Annotated in this window: 20 protein-coding genes; 10 read left to right on the top strand and 10 right to left on the bottom strand. The window is 60.4% G+C overall.

The features are described from left to right. Positions 1 to 97 precede the first annotated feature (97 nt). Positions 98 to 1243, bottom strand: a complete 1146-nt coding sequence (rnd, locus tag AC13Q5_RS03460; protein WP_488500848.1) for a ribonuclease D — start codon at positions 1241 to 1243, stop codon at positions 98 to 100. A gap of 171 nt (positions 1244 to 1414) precedes the next feature. After that, positions 1415 to 2806 (bottom strand): multicopper oxidase family protein, encoded by a 1392-nt coding sequence (locus tag AC13Q5_RS03455; protein ID WP_075852210.1) that lies wholly within the window; start codon positions 2804 to 2806, stop codon positions 1415 to 1417. Between the two features lie 266 nt (positions 2807 to 3072). Here AC13Q5_RS03455 and aspS point away from each other — a divergent pair, with 266 nt between their 5' ends. After that, positions 3073 to 4863: an aspartate--tRNA ligase gene (aspS, locus tag AC13Q5_RS03450; protein WP_075852212.1), complete on the top strand. Its 1791-nt coding sequence runs from the start codon at positions 3073 to 3075 to the stop codon at positions 4861 to 4863. A gap of 74 nt (positions 4864 to 4937) precedes the next feature. Here the strand turns inward: aspS and AC13Q5_RS03445 are convergent, their stop codons facing one another. Then, positions 4938 to 6107, bottom strand: a complete 1170-nt coding sequence (locus AC13Q5_RS03445; RefSeq protein WP_488500847.1) for a serine hydrolase domain-containing protein — start codon at positions 6105 to 6107, stop codon at positions 4938 to 4940. 66 nt (positions 6108 to 6173) lie between these two features. Between AC13Q5_RS03445 and AC13Q5_RS03440 the strand changes: the two genes are divergently transcribed. Continuing rightward, positions 6174 to 6821, top strand: a complete 648-nt coding sequence (locus tag AC13Q5_RS03440) for a TetR/AcrR family transcriptional regulator (RefSeq protein ID WP_488500846.1) — start codon at positions 6174 to 6176, stop codon at positions 6819 to 6821. Between the two features lie 75 nt (positions 6822 to 6896). Here the strand turns inward: AC13Q5_RS03440 and AC13Q5_RS03435 are convergent, their stop codons facing one another. Beyond that, positions 6897 to 8084, bottom strand: coding sequence for a hypothetical protein (locus AC13Q5_RS03435; RefSeq protein ID WP_488500845.1), 1188 nt, complete (start codon positions 8082 to 8084; stop codon positions 6897 to 6899). Between the two features lie 232 nt (positions 8085 to 8316). Between AC13Q5_RS03435 and parC the strand changes: the two genes are divergently transcribed. Continuing rightward, positions 8317 to 10575 carry a DNA topoisomerase IV subunit A gene (gene parC, locus AC13Q5_RS03430; protein WP_488500844.1) on the top strand — a complete coding sequence of 753 codons (2259 nt, stop codon included), beginning with the start codon at positions 8317 to 8319 and terminating at the stop codon, positions 10573 to 10575. 94 nt (positions 10576 to 10669) lie between these two features. Here the strand turns inward: parC and AC13Q5_RS03425 are convergent, their stop codons facing one another. The 6 genes from AC13Q5_RS03425 to hemB all read right to left on the bottom strand — a co-directional run bounded on the left by AC13Q5_RS03425 (position 10670) and on the right by hemB (position 14749). Then, positions 10670 to 11062: a type II toxin-antitoxin system death-on-curing family toxin gene (locus AC13Q5_RS03425; protein ID WP_488500843.1), complete on the bottom strand. Its 393-nt coding sequence runs from the start codon at positions 11060 to 11062 to the stop codon at positions 10670 to 10672. Then, positions 11059 to 11280 carry an AbrB/MazE/SpoVT family DNA-binding domain-containing protein gene (locus tag AC13Q5_RS03420; RefSeq protein WP_481410216.1) on the bottom strand — a complete coding sequence of 74 codons (222 nt, stop codon included), beginning with the start codon at positions 11278 to 11280 and terminating at the stop codon, positions 11059 to 11061. The genes AC13Q5_RS03425 and AC13Q5_RS03420 overlap by 4 nt, the downstream gene beginning before the upstream one ends. 50 nt (positions 11281 to 11330) lie before the next feature. Further along, positions 11331 to 12227: a DMT family transporter gene (locus AC13Q5_RS03415; protein ID WP_488500842.1), complete on the bottom strand. Its 897-nt coding sequence runs from the start codon at positions 12225 to 12227 to the stop codon at positions 11331 to 11333. Further along, on the bottom strand, positions 12228 to 13007 hold the full coding sequence (locus AC13Q5_RS03410) for an arginyltransferase (protein WP_488500841.1): 780 nt from the start codon (positions 13005 to 13007) through the stop codon (positions 12228 to 12230). It abuts the gene before it with no gap. Between the two features lie 182 nt (positions 13008 to 13189). Then, positions 13190 to 13648, bottom strand: a complete 459-nt coding sequence (locus AC13Q5_RS03405; RefSeq protein WP_075852219.1) for an RDD family protein — start codon at positions 13646 to 13648, stop codon at positions 13190 to 13192. Between the two features lie 87 nt (positions 13649 to 13735). Next, positions 13736 to 14749 (bottom strand): porphobilinogen synthase, encoded by a 1014-nt coding sequence (gene hemB / locus AC13Q5_RS03400; protein ID WP_488500840.1) that lies wholly within the window; start codon positions 14747 to 14749, stop codon positions 13736 to 13738. A 141-nt stretch (positions 14750 to 14890) separates the two neighbouring features. Between hemB and AC13Q5_RS03395 the strand changes: the two genes are divergently transcribed. The 7 genes from AC13Q5_RS03395 to AC13Q5_RS03365 all read left to right on the top strand — a co-directional run bounded on the left by AC13Q5_RS03395 (position 14891) and on the right by AC13Q5_RS03365 (position 21498). Continuing rightward, entirely contained in the window at positions 14891 to 15331 is a 441-nt protein-coding gene (locus AC13Q5_RS03395; RefSeq protein WP_075852220.1) for a DUF6163 family protein, read from the top strand. Positions 15332 to 15464: 133 nt separating this feature from the next. Beyond that, the gene (gene ldtR, locus AC13Q5_RS03390) at positions 15465 to 15980 is read left to right on the top strand and encodes a transcriptional regulator LdtR (protein ID WP_041677845.1); all 516 of its coding nucleotides are present in this window, start codon (positions 15465 to 15467) and stop codon (positions 15978 to 15980) included. Between the two features lie 513 nt (positions 15981 to 16493). After that, complete coding sequence (locus AC13Q5_RS03385; RefSeq protein WP_075852221.1) at positions 16494 to 17807, top strand: L,D-transpeptidase family protein; 1314 nt, start codon at positions 16494 to 16496, stop codon at positions 17805 to 17807. Positions 17808 to 17981: 174 nt separating this feature from the next. Next, a complete protein-coding gene (gene glyA / locus AC13Q5_RS03380) occupies positions 17982 to 19280 on the top strand; it encodes a serine hydroxymethyltransferase (protein WP_075852222.1) in 1299 nt (432 codons plus the stop codon). A gap of 9 nt (positions 19281 to 19289) precedes the next feature. Beyond that, positions 19290 to 19766 carry a transcriptional regulator NrdR gene (gene nrdR, locus AC13Q5_RS03375; RefSeq protein WP_015339425.1) on the top strand — a complete coding sequence of 159 codons (477 nt, stop codon included), beginning with the start codon at positions 19290 to 19292 and terminating at the stop codon, positions 19764 to 19766. A 2-nt stretch (positions 19767 to 19768) separates the two neighbouring features. After that, complete coding sequence (gene ribD / locus AC13Q5_RS03370) at positions 19769 to 20878, top strand: bifunctional diaminohydroxyphosphoribosylaminopyrimidine deaminase/5-amino-6-(5-phosphoribosylamino)uracil reductase RibD (protein ID WP_488500839.1); 1110 nt, start codon at positions 19769 to 19771, stop codon at positions 20876 to 20878. After that, positions 20878 to 21498 (top strand): riboflavin synthase, encoded by a 621-nt coding sequence (locus AC13Q5_RS03365; protein ID WP_488500838.1) that lies wholly within the window; start codon positions 20878 to 20880, stop codon positions 21496 to 21498. The genes ribD and AC13Q5_RS03365 overlap by 1 nt, the downstream gene beginning before the upstream one ends. Positions 21499 to 21535: the final 37 nt, after the last annotated feature.

The following is a 21535-nucleotide window of genomic DNA, read 5'->3' as shown; positions in this document are numbered from 1 at the left end:
ATTCCACGAGATTTGCGGCGCAATCGTGATGGCGACCGACACCTTGGTCCGCGAATCATACGCAATCGCAAGGCGCCGGGAAAGGAGAATGTCGCGACTAGAGACTGACGGTTTCGATCCGCTTGCCGACGAAGCGCAGGGCCACCTGGCCCTGGATCAGTTGCAACGCCGTCTCGCCGAAGAGATCGCGTCGCCAGCCGGTCAGAGCCGCGACATCGGCCTTCTCGCCCTCCGCCGCGATCTTGTCGAGATCGTCGCTGTTGGCGATCACTTTCGGGGCGACGCCGTGCTTTTCGGCAATCAGCTTCAATAGCACTTTCAGCAGTTCGGAAGCTGCCGCGGTGCCTTCGGGAGCCTGCTGGTGGCGCGGCGGATGCGGCATTTCGGCTTTCGGCAGCGCCAGCGCCGCGTTGATCGCTTCAAGCACTGCCGTACCGGCTGCCGAGCGCTCCCAGCCCTTCGGAATGGTCCGCAGCCGTGCGAGTGCTTCGGTGTCCTTTGGCTGCTGCTGCGCGATCTCATAGATCGCATCGTCTTTCAGCACCCGGGCGCGGGGAACGTTTCGAGCGCGTGCCTCGCGTTCGCGCCAGGCGGCCACGTATTTCAGCACCGCCAGCTCCTGCGGCTTGCGCAGCCGCATCTTCAGCCGCTGCCAGGCATCGTCGGGATGCAGGTCGTAGGTCTCGCGTGCCTCGAGGATCGCCATCTCCTCCTGCAGCCAGGAGGCGCGTCCCTCGCGCGTCAACTGCTCCTTGAGCGAGAGATAGACGTCGCGCAGATGAGTGACGTCGGCGAGCGCATAGTCCAGCTGCTTTTCCGAGAGCGGCCGCCGGCTCCAATCGGTGAAGCGCGAGGACTTGTCGATATGGACATTCTTGATGCGGCTGACGAGCTGATCATAGGAAACCGAATCGCCGAAGCCGCAGACCATCGCCGCGACCTGCGTATCGAAGATCGGATGCGGAATGAGGTTGCCGCGATGGAAGATGATTTCGATGTCCTGGCGCGCAGCATGAAACACCTTCAGCACCGACGGGTTTGCCATCAGCTCGAAGAAGGGTGCCAGGTCCAGCCCCTTGGCCAGCGGGTCCACCAGCACTTCGGTGGTGGGGCTTGCCATCTGTATCAAACACAGTTCCGGCCAGAAGGTCGTTTCTCGCAGGAATTCCGTATCGATGGTAATGAATTCCGACTTGGCCAGCTCTCGGCAGGCCGCCTCCAATTGGGCGGTAGTTTCGATCATCTCAACACATTCAATGGTAAAATACTTCTTTAACTTCCTTCTCCTTTCAGCCCGATATGTCAATACTTTCGCGGACAAAGCCTTTGCCGCGTTTCGCTTTTCGCTGAAATTGCCGGGAACTGTGACGGCTTCGACCTAGACCGCCTGCAATCGAGGTGGCTCGGCGACCGCCTATGCCACGCGCACGTAGCTCGTCATGCCGGTCTTCTGATGCTCGATGATATGGCAATGCAGCAGCCAGTCGCCGGGATTGTCGGCAACGAAGGCAAGCTGCACCTTCTCATCTGGCTGGATCAGATAGGTGTCGGAGACGAAAGGCTGCACCTGCCTCGTCGATGACGAGAGGACCGTGAAGCTCATTCCGTGCAGATGGATGGGATGGCTGTGCGGCGTGACGTTTTCCATATCGATGACATAGCTCTTGCCGAGCTTGAGTTCGGCAAGCGGCGCTGTGGGATCGGGGGTGTCGCCCGGCCATGGAACCTTGTTGATGGCCCAGAAGCTGTAGCCGAGCGAGCCGCATATGGTGTTGTCCGCGGTATTTTCCGCGGTCGAGCTGAGGATCAGCGGAATATGGGTGGCCGAGCCGAGATCGGCCTTCTGCACGGGATTGCTTTCGAGCAGCGCCAGATCGCGGACATCGCGCTTCAAGGAGGTGCCGACTGCGCGGAGTGTCGCCAGCACCTTCGGATTGGTGCCCTTGATATCTTCGAGCTTGACGATCGCGCCTTCGCTGTCGGGCATGCGCACGGCAAGCTCCAGCCGTTGTCCCGGCCCGAGCTGCAGAAGATCGAGTGGAAAACGCTGCGGCACGGGATTGCCGTCGATCGCGATCACGGTCGCCTCGGCGCCCTCCATGCGGAAGGAATAGATGCGCGTGACATCGGTGATGGCGATACGCAGGCGCACTAGCCCGCCGGAGGGCGCGTCATATTGCGGCTCCTGCTGCCAGTTCGCGGTCCGCACTGTGCCATAGGTGCCCGACTTGGCCGCATCGCGCGGGCGGAACTGCGCGATGAACTGCCCGTCGCCACCCAACCGCCAGTCGCGCAGATTAAGCACGACTTCCGAATCGAATGCCGGATCCTTGGGGTTTTCGACAACGATGACGCCAGTCATGCCGTGACCCATCTGCTCCAGCGTGTTGCAATGCGGGTGATACCAGAAGGTGCCGGCATCGGGCGGCGTAAAGGCGTAGTCGAAATGATCGCCGGTATAGACATAGGGCTGCGTGAGGAACGGCACACCATCCATGTTATTGGGGAGCCGGATGCCATGCCAATGGATGGTGGTCGGATCATCGATGCCGTTGATGAGTCGGGCGGCGAAGGATTCGCCTTTCTTCATGCGCACGACCGGCGGCATGCCTGCCTCGCCATAGCTCAGCACGCTTTTCGTCACGCCACCATCAGTAAGACTGGCTTCGATCTTTGCGGTCTTCAGCACTCGCGGCTCGGCCGCCACCGCCTTGCCCGAAAATTTTCCAGCGATACCAATGCCAACGCCATAGGCGCCGGCAACGGCTGAAGCTTTGAGCAGATTGCGGCGGGTGAGGATCGGCATGTCAGGCTCCGGGGGCGAAGATCTATCGATGCCTGTTTAAAGTTGACTTCGTTGTTCAGCAATAGCATCGAGGTAGCCAAACTGCCGCATCGGCTACTTGCGGATGTCGATATGGGCGACGACTGAAAACAGCTTTGAGGCGACTTCCGGCGTTCGAGCCTTGACAAATCGGGCGCGCCATGCGCTTTTCCGCCCGATTTTCTCGTCGGCGGGCGAGGGGTTTGCATGTCCTTGCGCCACCGCCCGCCAAGCCCAGGATATATACTATGCATCGCTATCGCAGCCACACATGCGCCGCCCTGCGCAAGTCCGACGTCGGTTCGACCGTCCGCATCTCCGGCTGGGTTCATCGCGTCCGAGATCATGGCGGCGTGCTGTTCATCGACCTGCGCGATCACTACGGCATCACCCAGGTCGTTGCAGACCCTGATTCTCCGGCCTTCAAGCTCGCCGAAACCGTTCGCGGCGAATGGGTCATCCGCATAGACGGCCTGGTGAAGGCCCGTACGGAAGACACCGTCAACAAGAACATGCCGACCGGTGAGATCGAGCTTTACGCTCAGGAGATCGAAGTGCTCTCCGCCGCCAAGGAATTGCCGCTGCCGGTTTTCGGCGAGCCGGACTATCCGGAAGACGTCCGCCTGAAGTATCGATTCCTCGATCTTCGTCGCGAAACGCTGCACCGGAACATCGTCAAGCGCACGCAGGTTATCTCCTCGATGCGCCGACACATGGGCGATGTCGGCTTCACCGAATACACCACCCCGATCCTGACGGCCTCGTCGCCGGAAGGCGCGCGCGACTTCCTCGTGCCGAGCCGCATCCATCCCGGCACCTTCTACGCGCTGCCGCAGGCGCCGCAGCAGTACAAGCAGCTGCTGATGGTTGCCGGTTTCGACCGCTATTTCCAGATCGCGCCGTGCTTCCGTGACGAAGACCCGCGCGCCGACCGTCTGCCGGGCGAATTCTATCAGCTCGACCTCGAAATGAGCTTCGTGACGCAGGAAGACGTCTGGAACACGATGGGTCCGCTGATGACCCAGGTGTTCGAAGAGTTTGCCGAAGGCAAGCCGGTCACCAAGGAATGGCCACGCATCCCCTATGACGTCGCCATCCGCAAGTACGGCTCCGACAAGCCGGACCTGCGCAACCCGATCGTCATGGAAGCCGTCACCGAGCATTTCGCGGGCTCGGGCTTCAAGGTCTTCGCCAACATGATCGCCTCCAACCCGAAGGTCGAAGTCTGGGCCATCCCGGCCAAGACCGGCGGCTCGCGTGCCTTCTGCGACCGCATGAACGCCTGGGCGCAGAGCCAGGGTCAGCCGGGTCTCGGCTACATCTTCTGGCGCAAGGAAGGCGAGAAGCTCGAAGGCGCTGGCCCGCTTGCCAAGAACATCGGCGAAGAGCGCACGGATGCGATCCGCACCCAGCTCGGCCTCGATGACGGCGACGCCTGCTTCTTCGTCGCCGGCGATCCTTCCAAGTTCTACAAGTTTGCCGGCGAAGCCCGCACAAGAGCCGGCGAAGAGCTGAATCTGGTCGATCGCGACCGCTTCGAGCTGTGCTGGATCGTCGACTTCCCGTTCTTCGAATGGAGCGAGGAAGAAAAGAAGGTCGATTTCGCCCACAACCCGTTCTCGATGCCGCAGGGCGGCCTTGAGGCGCTGCAGAACCAGGATCCGCTCACGATCAAGGCGTTCCAGTACGACGCGGTCTGCAACGGCTTCGAAATCGCTTCGGGCTCGATCCGTAACCAGTCGCCGGAAACCATGGTCGCCGCCTTCGAAAAGGTCGGCCTCAGCCAGACCGACGTCGAAGAGCGCTTCGGCGGTCTCTACCGTGCCTTCCAGTATGGCGCGCCTCCGCACGGCGGCGCGGCCTTCGGTATTGACCGTATCGTCATGCTGCTGGTCGGCGCCAAGAACCTGCGCGAGATCTCGCTGTTCCCGATGAACCAGCAGGCACAGGATCTACTGATGGGCGCTCCTTCGGCCGCAACGCCGACACAGCTTCGCGAACTGGCTATTCGCCCGGTCCCGCCGGTCAAGAAGGACTAAGTCCTCTAAGACTTCACGAAATGCAAAACCCGACGACCGAAATCGCCGGGTTTTTGTTTGCCTGCTGATCTCCGTTAGATCGCCGCATAGACCGCCTTGGCGAGATCAGTGGTGAACTGCCCCCACATGCCTTCTAGCGCCGTGTTGGTCAGGGCGACTACCGTGAGGCCTTTCTCGCGATCGACGAACCAGCTGTGGCCGTAGACGCCGCCCCACTTGATCGTGCCAGCCGAGAATGGGACTTGCGCGACCACGGGGTCAAGGACGATGGACCAGCCATAGCCGAAACCGAAGCCGGCCTGCTGCGCATCCATGTGGCCGCCCGCCTGATCGGCCATCATGGTCTTCACAGTATCGGCAGACAGCAGCGGTGCGCCGCCCTTACGTATGGTCTCAAGAATGGCAAGGATATCGCTTGCCGTCCCAGCCATTCCCGCGCCGCCGGAGTGGTAGGAGGTGAGATCGAAAATCCTGTCCGGCACGAAGCGGATCACACCGTCGAATATCGGAACAAGCGTGCCGTCTTCCATTCGCTGCGGCTCGGGAGTTCCGTTCACATAATTGGCTGTCAGGCGGTTGCGGTCGCGCACCGAGAAGGCTGTGTCGGACAGGCCGAGCGGCTTCATGACAAGCTTTGCAACGGCATCGCCGAGAGCGCTGCCCGTTTCCCTTTCGATAATGCCGCCAAGCACATCCATCGCCAGCGAGTAGCGCCAGTCTTCACCGGGCGCAAAGAGAAGTGGCGCGCTGGCGAGGCGTTTGAGGTTGTCGGCCACCGATCGGCCCGGCGTGTCCAGGCCATCGGAGACGCCGGCGCGATGATAGGGGCCGTCTTGCTCTTCCGCGAATGTATAGCCCAGTCCGGATGTGTGCGTGAGGAGGTGCCGGATGAGAATGGTGGCTTCGCCGCCATCCGGCAGCCGCGGCCGGAAATCCGGCAGCCATTTGGTGATCGGATCGTCGAGGCCGATGCGGCCCTGCTCGACGAGCCGCATGGCGGCAATGGTGACGATCGGCTTGGTAATCGAGGCAAGGCGGAAGATCGCATCTTCGCGCATCGCCACCTTGTTTTCCCGATCCGCCAGACCGGCGGCGCGGGTGTGGACCAGCTCTCCGTCCCGAGCGATCAGAACGACGGTCCCGACCAGCCTCTTGTCCACGAGGGCGGAATTGATCGCGGCATCGACGCCTTCAGCAAGGCTGCCGTCGCCGGGACGCGCGGAATTTTCCAGGGGAAGACTCATGGGGCAAAACCTTCTATAATCACAATGACCATTCCTGAATAACTCAAGTCAGGAAATAATTCTAGAGTGACCATTGTGAAAAATATTGAAGAGATGGAAAATCCTGCACCGCGCAAGCGTGGGCGGCCGCCTGCCTTCGATCGCGAGACGGTTCTTGCCTCGGCGCGAGATACCTTCTGGAAGCATGGCTATGACGGCTCCTCCATCGCCGATCTGACGGCTGCGATGGGCATCACGCCGCAAAGCCTCTATGCCGCCTTCGGTTCGAAAGCGGAGCTTTATCGCGAGACGCTCGATCAATATCGCCGCATGCGGCGGCCGGAGCCCGGCAATCCCTTTCAGGATAAGTTGGATACGGTGACGGCCTTCGAGCGCTTTCTGACGAATTCCGCCAGGATCTTCACGGCCCCGGAGCATCCGAAAGGCTGCATGATCTCGACTGCGGTGCTGAACTGCGCCGAGGAAAACGAGCCGATCGCCCATCACGTCGCATCGATGCGCCTGCAGACGCTGGATATCTTCACCGCCCGCATCGAGCGCGGTATCGCGGAGGGGGATATGCGGCCGGATACCAGCGCCCGTTCCCTAGCGCGTTTCCTGGGGGCGATTGTGCAAGGCATGTCCGTTCAGGCGCGAGATGGTGCAACAACTGAAGAGTTGCTTGGTCTGATGTCCCATGCGTTGGCCGAACTGAGGAAATATCAACTGCAATAACGAGCCAGGGCTCAGGCAAAGAAAAACCCGGCGACCGAGATCGCCGGGTTTCGGAATTGCATCGAGAGCGACCGATTAGTCGTTCGAGGAAACCTTGAGGCCGATGACTTGCGGGATCGTCTGCGGTGCGCCCATGGCAGCACCGATGATCATCGGAACCGGAACCGGCTTGCCCGGAGCAGCCGTCACCGTCATGCTCTTCGGGTTGTCGAGATAGGAGCTGACGGCCGTGGAAACGGCGTTCTGCAGTTCCGGAATGTTGAGCTGCGCCATCATGATCGGTGTCATTGCCTTCAGCGTATCGGCCAGCTGCTTGCCGCTGACGCCCTGCTGCTTGCCGGCGAAATCGAGCGCGCGCGTGGTGATGGACGCATCGTCGAAGCGAATCGTTGCGCTGTTGAACGTCAGCTGCTGCAGCAGGCCAAGCATGGCGAGGCCGGCGGACTGCTGCGCTTCCTGCTGGTTCGGGTTGGAGCGAACCGTCTTCAGCGCTTCCTGCATCGACTTGGCAAAGGCGGGCGTGTAGCCGGAAATGCTGAAGGCGAGGTTCAGCTTGCCGATATCCCTGAAATCGAAGGAATATTCGGTGATGTCGATCGTGCCGGGTCCGATTTCCCAGCTGCCCTTCATGGAGACGGTGCCGTCGATCTGCTGCAGCTTCAGCGCTTCGATTGCTTCCTTGGTCTTCGCATCGTCGACCTTGCTGAGATCGGCCTTGATGCCGTTGATCTTGGCGTCGAAGTCGAGGCCCGACTTGTCGTCGCGCCTCTTCATGTTGGCGTCGGCGCCCTCGATCGAGAACACTTCGGTGTCGTCCTTGGTCACGGACACGGCGCCGGCGTGGGCGCTCTTGTAGTAGAGCAGCGAGCTCAGGTCGCCCTTGCTCGTATCGGCCGGGATTTCGACGCCGCTCAGCTTGAGGTCGGTGGCGGAAACGGAGGCGCCGTCCTTGTTGAAATCGACATCTGCGAAATCGATTTCCTCGATCGTGTAGCCGCCATTGTTTTCCTCGACGCCGTCCATGGTGATGTCGCCGATCGGGATGCCGTCGTCCATGCCGGCTGCCTTGAAGCTTGCGCCCTTCAGCGTCACCGTGCTGCCGTCGACGTCGATGCCCGTGGCAGCAATCGAACCGCCCTGCTGGCCGTAGACGTCGTTGATCTTCTTCAGCAGATCATTGCCGTCGAGCGCAAAGGCCGAGCTGGCGAAAGACAGGATGGCGGCACTGCACAGCATCAGCCGCGTGGTCCGATAGAAAGTCATGATGGCGTTCCTCGTTGAGCCGGTGGTATATTGGCGGGGGTGTACAGATTGAGCGTGTACTGCGCTGACTTATATTGATCTTTCTCTGAAAATCCAATGACAATGAACGTAGAGTGCAAGTGCAGCAAAAATGTATCGATAGCCATGCATCAATATGCGTGAAACGCCTTCATCCACAGGTGCTTTCGGCTGATTTCTTGCCGTGAATCGTCATCTCTTATAGTCAAGGGCCATGGGAAAAAATCTGACACCGCCGCCCAGTGACGGCGACGACAACATCCTTCCGGTCGATCTGAAGGCGGCGCTCGAAGAGCGCTACCTGGCCTATGCCTTGTCGACGATTACGCAACGCGCGCTTCCGGACGTTCGCGACGGGCTGAAGCCGGTGCATCGCCGCATCGTCTATGCCATGAGCGAGATGGGGCTGCGCCCCAATGCCGCCTTCCGCAAATGCGCCAAGATCGTCGGCGAAGTGATGGGTAACTATCACCCGCATGGCGACCAGTCGATCTACGATGCGCTGGCGCGTCTGGCGCAGGATTTCTCGCAGCGCTATACGCTTGTCAACGGGCAGGGCAATTTCGGCAATATCGACGGCGATAGCCCGGCCGCGATGCGCTACACCGAATCCAAGATGACGGCGGTTTCCGAACTGCTGCTCGAAGGCATCGACCAGGACGCGGTGGATTTCCGCGACACCTATGACGAGTCGAATTCCGAGCCGATCGTTCTGCCCGGGGCTTTTCCCAATCTGCTCGCCAACGGCTCTTCGGGCATCGCGGTCGGCATGGCGACCTCTATCCCGCCGCACAATGCCCACGAGCTTTGCGACGCCGCCCTGCATCTGATCAAGGATCGCGACGCGACGGTCGAGAAGCTGGTGGAACTGTATATTCCAGGTCCCGACTTTCCGACCGGCGGCATCATTATCGACGATCGGCAAAGCATTATAGAAAGCTACAAGACCGGCCGCGGCGGCTTCCGTGTCCGGTCCAAGTGGGAGATCGAGGATCTGGGTCGTGGCGGCTATCAGATCGTTGTCACGGAAATTCCGTTCCAGGTGCAGAAGTCGCGGCTCATCGAAAAGATTGCTGAGTTGCTGCTCGCGCGCAAGCTGCCGCTGCTCGAGGACATCCGTGATGAATCCGCAGAGGATATCCGCGTCGTTCTTGTGCCGAAGAGCCGCACGGTCGACGCGACGATCCTGATGGAATCGATGTTCAAGCTGACGGAGCTGGAGAGCCGCTTCCCGCTCAACCTGAACGTCCTGTCCATGGGCCGCATTCCCAAGGTCATGGCGCTGAACGAGGTGCTGAAGGAGTGGCTGGACCATCGCCGCGAGGTGTTGCTTCGCCGTTCGCGCTTCCGGCTCGCTGCCATCGAAAAGCGCCTCGAAATCCTCGGTGGCTTGCTGGTCGCCTATCTCAACATCGATGAGGTCATCGCCATCATCCGCGAGGAGGATGAGCCGAAGCCCGTCATGATGGAGCGGTTTGGCCTCACGGACAATCAGGTCGAGGCGATCCTCAACATGCGGCTGCGCTCCTTGCGTAAGCTGGAAGAATTCGAGATCCGCAAGGAATTCGACGGACTGACCAAGGAGAAGGCCGATATCGAGGCACTGCTCGCTTCGGAAGAGAAGCAGTGGCAGACGGTGTCCTGGGAAATCGGCGAGGTGAAGAAGAAATTCGCCAAGGCGACCGAGATCGGCCGCCGCCGCACGCAGTTTGCCGAAGCACCCGAAGCCGATGACGCTGCCATCCAGCAGGCGATGATCGAGAAGGAGCCGATCACGGTCGTCGTCTCGGAAAAGGGCTGGATCCGTGCCCTCAAGGGCCACATCTCCGATACGTCTTCGCTGACCTTCAAGGAAGGCGACGGGTTGAAGGTCGCCTTCCCGGCGCAGACCACGGACAAGATCCTCATCATCACCACGGGCGGCAAGGCCTACACGCTCGGCGGCGACAAGCTGCCCGGCGGCCGCGGCCATGGTGAGCCGCTGCGCATCATGATCGACATGGAAAACGATCAGGACGTGCTGACAGCTTTCGTCCACGATCCCCAGCGCAAGCAGATGATCGCCTCGACGGCCGGCAACGGCTTCATCGTGCCCGAGGCGGAACTGGTCGCCAATACCCGCAAGGGCAAGCAGATCATGAACGTCTCCTATCCGGACGAGACCAAGCTTCTGGTTCCGATCTCCGGCGATCACGTCGCTGTGGTCGGCGAGAACCGCAAGATGGTCATCTTCCCGCTCTCGCAGGTGCCGGAAATGTCGCGCGGCAAGGGCGTGCGCCTGCAGAAATACAAGGATGGCGGTATCGCCGATATCAGATGCTTCCTGATTGCTGATGGTCTGACCTGGGAAGACAGCGCCGGCCGCACCTTCACCAAGACCAAGGACGAGCTGGTGGAATGGCTGGCCGACCGCGCCGGCGCCGGCCGAGCCGTACCGAAGGGCTTCCCGAGAAGCGGCAGGTTTTCTGGGTAAAGCCTGGTTGAGCTGAGCTAAAGGCAATCGGCCCGATGGGTCGATTGCAGCGACGAACGCCCTGAGCTTTGACGAGGGGCGGCTTGTGCAGTTGTCATCCGGATAGCGGAACGCAGAAATCTTTCAGAAATTGCGTTGCACCTATTTCATCTATTTCACCGGCGGCGACGCCTAGTACGAAGGCCACAATCGTTCCATCGTCGGCTTCAATCAAATAGCCGTTGATGTAGAGGAATGTGAAAGCTGCTAGGTATCCAGTTCTTTTATTTCCATCGGAAAAAGGATGGTTCCGCGTGAGGCCATAAAGGTAGGCCGCAGCCAAAGCGAATGGATCATTCTCGCCATATGCGGCCTTGTTCAATGGACGCGCTATTGCGGCTTCCAAGGCATTCTCGTCCTTTAGGCCCGGCAATCCACCATGTTCGGCGATCTGCTCCTCGTGCATAATCTCAACGGCTTCACGGGATAGCCACTTATAGCCATTCATTTTGCGAGTTCGCGCAGGGCAGCACGATATTTCTGCATGCCAAGCCTTGCAGCCCGCAATTGCTCAGCCAGGTCGGCACGCTCCGGAACCAACTCGATGTTGCCGTTCACTTCACGTATCTCCAAGGCATCGCCATTTTTCAAGCCAAGCCTCTGAAGGACTTCTTTCGGAATTATAACGCCTTCGGAATTGCCTATCTTGCGGATGGTGACGTTCATGTCTCAGCTCCAATGTAATAACCTAGTTATAACATTGGGCGGGTGGCACTTCAATGTGCAAGGCCCTGCGTCGCCAGCGCCGCTCTCGCTTTGACCCGCGCCTGCCAGACCGAGTGGGAGGCAAGCGCCAGGATCAGGATAGCACCGCCGGCAAGCGTCATGTTGGTCGGCGCCTCCGCGAATATCAGCCAGACCCAGATTGGCGCGAGGATCGTTTCCAGCAGATAGAACATTGCCACTTCCGGCGCCGAGAGAAAGCGCGTGCCTGTCGCAAGGCACCAGAAGGAGAGGGGCATCAGCACAGCGCCGTCGAAAAGTATCCAGCCTGGATGATCGATGGAAAAGCCCGAGGGTGCCACATGGTAGAGCCCGACCGCCGCGGGAATGACGGCTGCCAGCAAGGATGCAAAGCCCATATCCCGACCTGACGCACGGCTGATCGTGATGGCGCAGGCAATGGAAAACGAGGCGATAACCGAGAGAGCATCGCCAAGCAGGTGTCCCGCCTCCATGCCATCCCCGACGATGAGGCCAACCCCCAAAATCATGACCGCCATGGTGATGAAGGTCGAAAGGGCAGGGCGCTCCTTGAGGAAGATCCAGGAGAGCAGCGCGGTGAACATCGGGTTGAGCGCGATGATGAAGACCACATTCGCCGCCTTGGTATAATAGACGGCGAGAAGAAAGGTGATGGTGGTCAGCCCGTAGAAGAAACCGACGGGAATTCCAAGCCATCCCGGCAGGGCGCGCTGCAGTGAACCCGTAACCCTGCGGATGACGACGAGAGCCGCGAGCGCCACGACGATGGTCGCAAGGCTGCGGACCGACAGCACGGACCAGACTTCGCCGCTGGAGAGCCGGATCAGCGGTATGTCCATCGACAGGACGAGGCCGCCGAGCGTCGTCAGCAGCAGGCCCTTCTTATGATCCGAGAGATGGGCAAACATTCAGCGCGAGCTATCCTTGTCGCCGTCGGCGGCGGGATCGAAACGTTCCCAGCCGCGTTGCGTCAGATGCTCCTGAGGCTGGAAGCGTGTCTTGTAATCCATCTTGCGCGAACCCTTGACCCAGTATCCGAGATAGACGTGCGGCAGCCCAAGAGCTTTGGTCCGCTTGATGTGATCCAGAATCATGAAGGTGCCGAGCGATCGCTCGTCGAGATCAGGGTTGAAGTAGGAATAGACCATCGACAGCCCATCGCTCATCACATCGGTCAAGGCAGCAGCCAGCAGTTCGCCCTTCGGGCGCTGCTCCAGCCCGGCCCCTTCCTCGCGGCGGCGATATTCGATGATGCGGGTATTCACATGCGTGTCTTCGACCATGATCGCATAATCGAGCACGGTCATGTCGGACATGCCGCCTTGCTGGTGGCGATAGTCGAGATAGCGGCGGAAGAGCGAATATTGCTCGCTGGAAGGCTGTGCCGGAAATTCGGTGGCGATGATATCGCTGTTGGCGGTCAGCACCCGTTTCATCGATCGGGTAGGCTCGAATTCCTGGGCGAGGATGCGCACCGATATGCAGGCCCTGCAGGATTCGCAGGCTGGACGGTAGGCGATGTTCTGCGAGCGCCTGAAGCCGCCCTGGGTCAGAATATCGTTCATCTCTGCGGCGCGGGGACCGACAAGGTGCGTAAAGACCTTGCGTTCCATCTCGTGCGGCAAGTACGGGCAGGAAGCCGGTGCCGTCAGATAAAACTGCGGAGATGGCGTCGACTGCGTGTTCATCTGCCGTTGATTGACCTTTCTCTCGGCACCCGTTTTCTACAAGCATGGCTCAAGTTTAGAAAACGTCAACTACGTCCTTCGCTAAAGATCGAAGTTTCCTAATTGACCATGCACAGAAATATCTCCCGCGCGCCCGTTGGCTCCACAGGAGATCTTGCGGTGTCCCATGATTATGCGTTGTTTTACGCCGTCCGGGCGATGACGGTGCCGAGCAGCAGGTCATGCACCAGCCGGCTGCGGTCGGTGAAGAGGCCCACCAGCAAGATGAGCGGCGTCAGAACGGAGTTCAGGATCCAGAACAGCGCCAGATGGACGATCGCCGTCAGGAAATCCATTCGCCGGCCGTCGACGCGAACCATGGTGAGGCCCATGGCCCGCATGCCGAGCGATGCCTGATAGGGACCGCCGAGCGTCCAGCCGAAATAGAGGCCGGCAACCAGGACGAAGAGCACCGGATAGAGGAAGAAGCCGAGCCCCAGCGTCAGGATCGAAACGAAAAACAGCAGCACTGCCGCGGGAATGCACAGCAGCGCGACGATGATGTAATCGACGATGAAGGCGAAGATGCGCCGGCTCAGCACGCCACTATAGGCGCGCCAGTCGTCCGGTGCTGCATAAAGCGGGCTGGGGTTCAGGCTCATTGCTTTCCTCCTTGGGAAACATTTGCCGAACATATGGTGTCAGGGCCTGCAAATACAATAAGCAGGCCGCCAACCCGTGGGTCGAAACTATTTTCTCGCCAGATGTCGTGCCACATCCATGGCGAAATAGGTAAGGATGCCATCGCAGCCGGCGCGCTTGAAGGCGAGCAGGGTTTCGAGCATCACCCGGTCGCCGTCGATCCAGCCATTGGCGGCGGCGGCCTTTATCATCGCGTATTCGCCGGAGACCTGGTAGGCGAAGGTCGGAAGGCCGAAGGCTTCCTTCAGCCGCCAACAGATGTCGAGATAGGGTAGGCCGGGCTTGACCATCAGCATATCGGCGCCTTCTTCGACGTCGAGCGTGGCGTCGCGCACGGCTTCGGTGCCGTTGGCTGGGTCGATATAATAGGTCTTCTTGTCGCCCTTCAGCAGGCCGCCGGTCGAAATCGCCTCGCGGTAGGGGCCGTAAAATGCCGAGCTGAACTTCGTCGCGTAGCTCATGATGCCGACATTCTGGTGGCCGGCGGCGTCGAGCGCCTGGCGGATCGCACCGATGCGGCCGTCCATCATTTCGGAAGGCGCGATGATATCGGCGCCGGCATCCGCCTGATAGACGGCGGCGCGCGCCACCTGTTCGACCGTCTCGTCGTTGACGATCTCGTTGCCGCGCAGGATGCCGTCATGGCCGTGGCTGGTGAAAGGATCGAGGGCGACGTCGGTGATGACGCCGATATTGGGCACGGCCTTCTTGATCGCGGCGCTGGCAAGATTGATGAGGTTGTTCTTCTCGAGGCTGTTGGAGCCGGTCTCGTCGCGCAGCTCCATCTCGATATTCGGGAAGGTGGCGAGTGCGGGAATGCCCAGATCGGCCGCTTCCTTCGCCGCTTCCACGGCCTTGTCCACAGTCATGCGATTGACGCCCGGCATTGCCGGGATCGGCTCGATGATGCCGTTGCCAGGGATGAGGAAGATCGGCCATATGAGATCATCGACCGTCAGCCGGTTTTCCTGCACGAGGCGGCGCGTCCAATCGGCCTTGCGGTTGCGCCGCATGCGGCGATGCCCGGTGATCTCGTCGACGAGATGCGTCTTGTTCTCCATGATGCCGCCATCCTTCTTCATTTATTTAGGGCACTCTATAGGCCGCGTACCTATCACGCTGTCCCCAGGATTCAAAACCAGGCGAAAGGCCGCAGCCATTATATTCTGGCGAGGCAGATGCCTCATACGTATTGTTCGCGCATGGAACCTGATTCTTCGACCGTACCCAAGAATACGCTGACGGACATCCTGTTCGTGCTGTTCCTGCGGCTGATCGCGATCGCCTGCTTCTGGCTCGGCCTGCAATATTGGGCGATGCTGGTCGGCTACTCGCTCGGAGGCCATGCCCGCTTCGATCTGCTCGCTCTACCCTGGAAGGTCGCGGGCGCGGGGCTTGCCGTGGTTTTCCCGGTCGCAGCCCTCGGATTATGGCTCACCGTCTCCTGGGGGCCGGTCATGTGGGTGCTGGCCGCGGGCGGGCAGGGGCTGATGTATGGCGTCTGGCCGGAGATATTCGGATCCAATCCGCTGATCATGATCCTGCATGCCTGCGTCGCAGTTATTTATTGCCTTTTCCGTGTCCTGTTGTGGCAGGAGAAACGCCGGCGTCGCCAGCAGCAGGTAATGGTTGATTTACCCTGAGACAGCAACGCTTCCTGGTAAGGTGCTGTTAAGCCTGCAGTTTAAGTAGAATTTTATGTGTATTCGATAGGGTCTCACTCAAGGCGGGAAGAAAACGACACCGCCAAACAAAACAGAGTGAGGCCAAGTCATGATGAACACGAAAATCAAGCCGCAGGCAGTTGCAAACGCTCGGGATCAGCAGGTTGATGACATCCGGGCTCTCTACATGGAATCCCTTCACCTGGTCGAGCGTCTGCACCGCCGCCTGCTTGATGTTATCAAGGACGAGTTCGACCGTCAGGGTCGTGACGACGTCAACGCCGTCCAGGCACTTCTCCTTTTCAACATCGGCAATTCCGAGCTGACGGCCGGCGAACTGCGCTCTCGCGGTTTCTACCTCGGCTCCAACGTTTCCTACAACGTCAAGAAGCTGGTCGACCTCGGCTTCATCAACCATCAGCGCTCGCGCATCGACCGTCGCTCGGTCCGCATCAGCCTGACGGAAACGGGCCAGGACATCGCCGAAACCGTTGCCAAGCTCTATGAGCGCCACATCGGCTCGATCGACAAGGTCGGCGGCATCGGCACCGACGAATTCACCCAGATGAACAAGCTGCTGCAGCGCCTGGACCGCTTCTGGAACGACAGCATCGCTTACCGCATGTGAGCGAGCACAGCGGAACGATCGCGAGATCTTCCAGTCAAACAAGCTGGACACGTTTCCCTGCGTGTCCGGCTTGAGCGCGTTGCCGGCCCGGCCGTTGTGCGCTTTTTGCCACGTCCGCGCTTCACCTTCCGTCACATGTAACGTCCCGGGCGGCTAAGCCATTGACGCCGGATGAAGACACGCTATGAACCACCCGCAGCTGTGGTATTTTAGCAAAAGCAGTTTGGCTTCTCTTCCGCCCTCGCATGGCAAGGCAAGTTTCATGCCGGGAGACACGAATTGGCCATATTGCTATGACAGCGGAAATCGACTGCAAGCAGCGTTCTCGAAATACGATCTTCCGACCTGAAGATCTTGGCTTCGCGATATTGTGATAGTTCGTGGCCAAGATTTTGGTGGTGCATCAAGAGAACGGATTGATACTGAGCCACGTTACTTGGCGCAAGCTTGCGCTATTTACTGCTTCCTCTCTAGGCTGCGCATGATTGGATCGCAGCGTCGAACGGTTAGGATATGTCGAAGAAAAACGGAATTGGACCCTTTTCGCGCCGCGCTTTCCTGCGGTCGGCTGCAACTCTTGGCGCTGCCGCACTGGCTGCTCCGGCTCTCGCGCAGAACGCGACCCCGCTTGAAGCGCTGATCAACGACCGTTCTCGCGGTAATTGGGACGATCAGTTCGACGCCAAGGCCGCGGCGCGTACGGCCGCCGCCGTCCAGTCGAACACGCCAATCCTCGGGCCTGATTCCGTGCCGAACATTCAGCAGGCGATTGCCCAGTATCAAAGCATCGTTGCCAATGGCGGCTGGCCGCAGATCAATCCGACCAGCCAGCAGCCGCTTCAGCTTGGCGTCACCGATCCGGCCGTGCAGGCGCTTCGCCAACATCTGATGGTTTCAGGTGACCTGCCGCGCGAGGCGGGCATTTCGTCGTCGTTCGATTCCTACGTAGACGGGGCCGTAAAGCGTTTTCAGGCCCGTCATGGCCTGCCGCCGGATGGTGTCATTGGCGATTTCACGCTGAAGGCGATGAATATCCCCGCCAACATTCGCCTGCAGCAGCTGAACACCAATCTCGTTCGCCTTCAGACATTCCCGTCCGATCTCGGCCGTCGTCACGTCATGGTCAACATCCCGGCGACGCGCGTCGAAGCCGTAGAGGACGGTCAGGTGGCCTTGCGCCACGAGGCGATCGTCGGCCGGGAATCGCGACCGACGCACATCATCAATTCGAAGATCTATGAGGTCATCCTCAACCCGTACTGGACGGCGCCCCGCTCCATCATCATCAAGGATATCATGCCGCTCATGCGGAAGGATCCGACCTATCTGACGAGAAGCAATATCCGTCTTCTCGACGGCAAGGGTCAGGAAGTTGCGCCTGAGACGATCGATTGGAATTCGGACAAGGCGCCGGACCTGATGTTCCGCCAGGATCCGGGCAAGACCAACGCCATGGCGTCCACGAAGATCAACTTCCATAACCCCAATAACGAATATATGCACGATACGCCGGAGCAGGGCTTGTTCAACAAGCTGATGCGCTTCGACAGCTCGGGCTGTGTGCGCGTTCAGAACGTGCGCGACCTGGCGACCTGGCTGTTGGCCGAAACTCCGGGTTGGCCGCGCCAGCACATCGAGCAGGTCATCTCCACCCGCGTCAACACGCCGATTACGCTGGCGTCGGAAGTCCCGGTCTATTTCGTCTACATCTCCGCCTGGAGTGCCCGCGACGGCATCGTCCAGTTCCGCGATGACATCTACAATCTCGACGGCAATTCCCAGTTGGCGCTCGACACGACCCAAGGCATGGAACAGCCGGTTCAGTAATCGGCATTCCCACGCAATTCCTATCGAAGCCGCGTCTTTTGATGCGGCTTTTTCATTGGCTGACACTGCTCTGCGTAGAATGCCCAGCAAATGTCGCTGGTCGTATTGCTCTCCGGCGACCCTGACGCTAATACCGTTTGCATTGCCGTTCCGGCCCGTTCAGGAGCTTTCACGATGACCAATGCGTCCACCGAACCCTTCTTCAATCGCTCGCTTGCCGATACCGATCCGGAAATCTTTGGCGCGATCGGCAAGGAGCTCGGTCGCCAGCGGCACGAAATCGAACTGATCGCCTCCGAAAACATCGTCTCGCGCGCCGTTCTGGAAGCGCAGGGCTCGATCATGACCAACAAGTATGCCGAGGGATATCCGGGCAAGCGCTACTATGGCGGCTGCCAGTACGTCGATATCGCCGAAGAGCTCGCCATCGAGCGCGCCAAGAAGCTGTTCGGCGTCAACTTCGCCAACGTCCAGCCGAATTCCGGTTCGCAGATGAATCAGGCCGTCTTCCTCGCGCTCCTGCAGCCGGGCGATACCTTCATGGGCCTCGACCTCAATTCGGGCGGTCACCTCACGCACGGCTCGCCGGTCAACATGTCCGGCAAGTGGTTCAACGTCGTGTCCTACGGCGTGCGCGAAGGCGACAACCTGCTCGACTTGGACGAAGTGCAGCGCAAGGCCGAGCAGCACAAGCCCAAGCTCATCATCGCCGGCGGCACGGCCTATTCCCGCATCTGGGACTGGAAGCGCTTCCGCGAGATCGCCGATAGCGTCGGCGCCTACCTGATGGTCGACATGGCCCACATTGCCGGTCTCGTTGCCGGTGGCCAGCATCCGTCGCCATTCCCGCATTGCCACGTGGCCACCACGACCACGCACAAGTCGCTGCGCGGCCCGCGCGGCGGCATGATCCTCACCAATGACGAGGATCTGGCGAAGAAGTTCAACTCGGCCGTCTTCCCCGGTCTCCAGGGCGGCCCGCTGATGCACGTCATCGCCGCCAAGGCCGTTGCCCTCGGCGAAGCGCTGCAGCCCGATTTCAAGGACTATGCTGCCCAGATCGTCAAGAACGCCAAGGCTCTCGCCGAAACGCTGATCTCCGGCGGTGTCGACGTCGTTTCCGGCGGCACGGACAACCACCTGATGCTGGTCGACCTCCGCAAGAAGAACGCCACCGGCAAGCGTGCGGAAGCAGCACTCGGCCGCGCCTACGTCACCTGCAACAAGAACGGCATTCCGTTCGATCCCGAAAAGCCTTTCGTCACGTCAGGTGTTCGCCTTGGCACCCCGGCCGGCACGACGCGCGGCTTCAAGGAAGCCGAATTCCGCGAAATCGGTAATCTGATCATCGAAGTGCTCGATGGCCTGAAGGTCGCCAATTCCGACGAAGGCAATGCAGCCGTTGAGGCTGCCGTGCGCGAGAAAGTGGTCAAGCTCACCGACCGCTTCCCGATGTACGGCTACATGGGCTAAGGAGAGCGCATGCGCTGCCCTTACTGCGGCTCAGAAGACACCCAGGTCAAGGACTCGCGCCCGGCGGAGGACAACACGTCCATCCGCCGTCGGCGCATCTGTCCGGATTGCGGCGGCCGCTTCACCACCTTTGAGCGTGTGCAGCTGCGCGAGTTGATGGTCATCAAGAAGACCGGCCGCAAGGTGCCGTTCGATCGCGACAAGCTGGTACGCTCCTTCGAGATCGCGCTGCGCAAGCGCCCGGTCGATCGCGACCGGATCGAACGGGCCGTGTCCGGCATCGTCCGGCGCCTCGAAAGCTCCGGCGAGACCGAAATCAGCTCCGAGCAGATCGGCCTCCAGGTGCTGGAAGCGTTGAAGAGCCTCGATGACGTCGCCTTCGTGCGCTATGCCTCCGTCTACCGCGATTTTTCGCATGCGGAGGATTTCGAGCACGTGATCGACGAAATCAATGCAAAGATCGCCCGCGATCCGTTGGATCCCTGACCATGACGCTACGGCCTGAAGACGAGCGTTTCATGGCCGAGGCCATTCGCCTGTCGCACAGGCATCTGGGATTGACCTCCACCAATCCCTCCGTCGGCTGCCTCATCGTCAAGGATGGCGTCATTCTCGGCAGCGGCGTCACCGCACTCGGCGGGCGCCCGCACGCCGAGCCTCAGGCGCTGGCCGAAGCGGGCGAGGCGGCAAGAGGCGCCACTGCCTATGTAACGCTCGAACCCTGCTCGCACTACGGCAAGACGCCGCCCTGTGCCGAAGCGCTGATCGCCTATGGTGTGGCGCGCGTCGTCATCAGTGTCACCGATCCCGACCAGCGAGTCTCTGGGCGCGGCATCACCATGCTGCGCGAGGCCGGCATCGAGGTCGATACCGGCATTCTGGAGACGGAGGGCCGGCGCTCCCTCGCGGGCTATCTCATGCGCCAGACGAGAAATCGGCCCTATGTGACTCTCAAGCTTGCCATTTCCGCCGATGGCATGATCGGCAAGACGGGCGAGGGGCAGATCCGCATCACCGGCGATGCCGCCCGGGCGCAGGTACAGATGTTGCGCGCCGAGAGCGACGCCATTCTCGTCGGCATCGGCACGGCGATATCAGACGATCCGGAATTGACCTGCCGGCTTCCCGGCCTGGAAGACCGCTCGCCTCTGCGCATCGTTATTGACGACGAGCTGCAGCTTCCCCTTGGCAGCAAGCTGGTTCGCACGGCTCGGCAATATCCGGTCATCGCGGTTGCCGGCCATCCGCCGTCCTTCGACGACAATACCGATGCCGCATTCCTCGGACGTCGCGCGGCGCTCGACGCTGCCGGTGTCGAGGTGCTGCAATCCAATTCCAGCGAGCCGGGAGAGCTGCTCGAGGCGCTGGGTACGCGCGGCATCTCGTCGCTGCTGGTGGAGGGCGGCGCCAAGACGGCGCGGCGTTTCCTCGACGCCGGATTGGTTGATCGCATCCTGCTCTTTCAGGGGCCGGCCGATATCGGCGAGGGCGGTATTGAATCGCCCGTCCTCAAGTCCAATATCCCAGCTGACTTTATGCATGTCGGCGAGAGCCGCTTCGGCGACGATCTCTGCGACGAATACGAAAGAGGTTTTTGATGTTTACCGGAATTGTCACCGACGTCGGCACGGTCGAATCCATTTCCCCGATGCAGGAAGGCATCAAGCTGCGCGTTGCCACCAATTACGATCCGGCGACGATCGACATGGGTGCCTCGATTTCACATGCCGGCGTCTGCCTGACGGTGACCGGACTGCCGGAAGAGGGTAGCAACGGGCGCTGGTTCGAGGTCGAGGCCTGGGAAGAGGCGCTCCGCCTGACGACCATCGGCACCTGGGAAGCAGGCGCCAAGATTAACCTCGAGCGCTCGCTGAAGATCGGCGACGAGCTTGGCGGCCATATCGTTTCCGGTCATATCGACGGCAAGGCGGAAATTCTTTCGGTAACGGCCGAAGGCGAAGCTACGCGCTTCCGTCTGCGCGCGCCGGAGCATCTTGCAAGATTTGTGGCGCCAAAGGGCTCGGTCGCGCTCGACGGCACCTCGCTGACGGTCAATGCCGTCGAGGGTACGGAATTCGACGTGCTGCTGATCCGCCATTCCCTGGAGGTGACGACCTGGGGCGAGCGCAAGGCCGGCGATTTCGTCAATTTCGAAGTCGACACCATGGCGCGTTATGCCGCACGGCTGGCGGAATTCCCGGCCGTCCGCGAATCCTGAGGTTTACGGACAGGCTGCCCCAAGGAGGCGCTCAGCG

This window comes from Martinezella sp. CNPSo 3964 (genome assembly GCF_057784375.1).
Note: the sequence above shows the minus strand (reverse complement) of the source record. Positions and strands in the feature narration are given on the sequence as shown.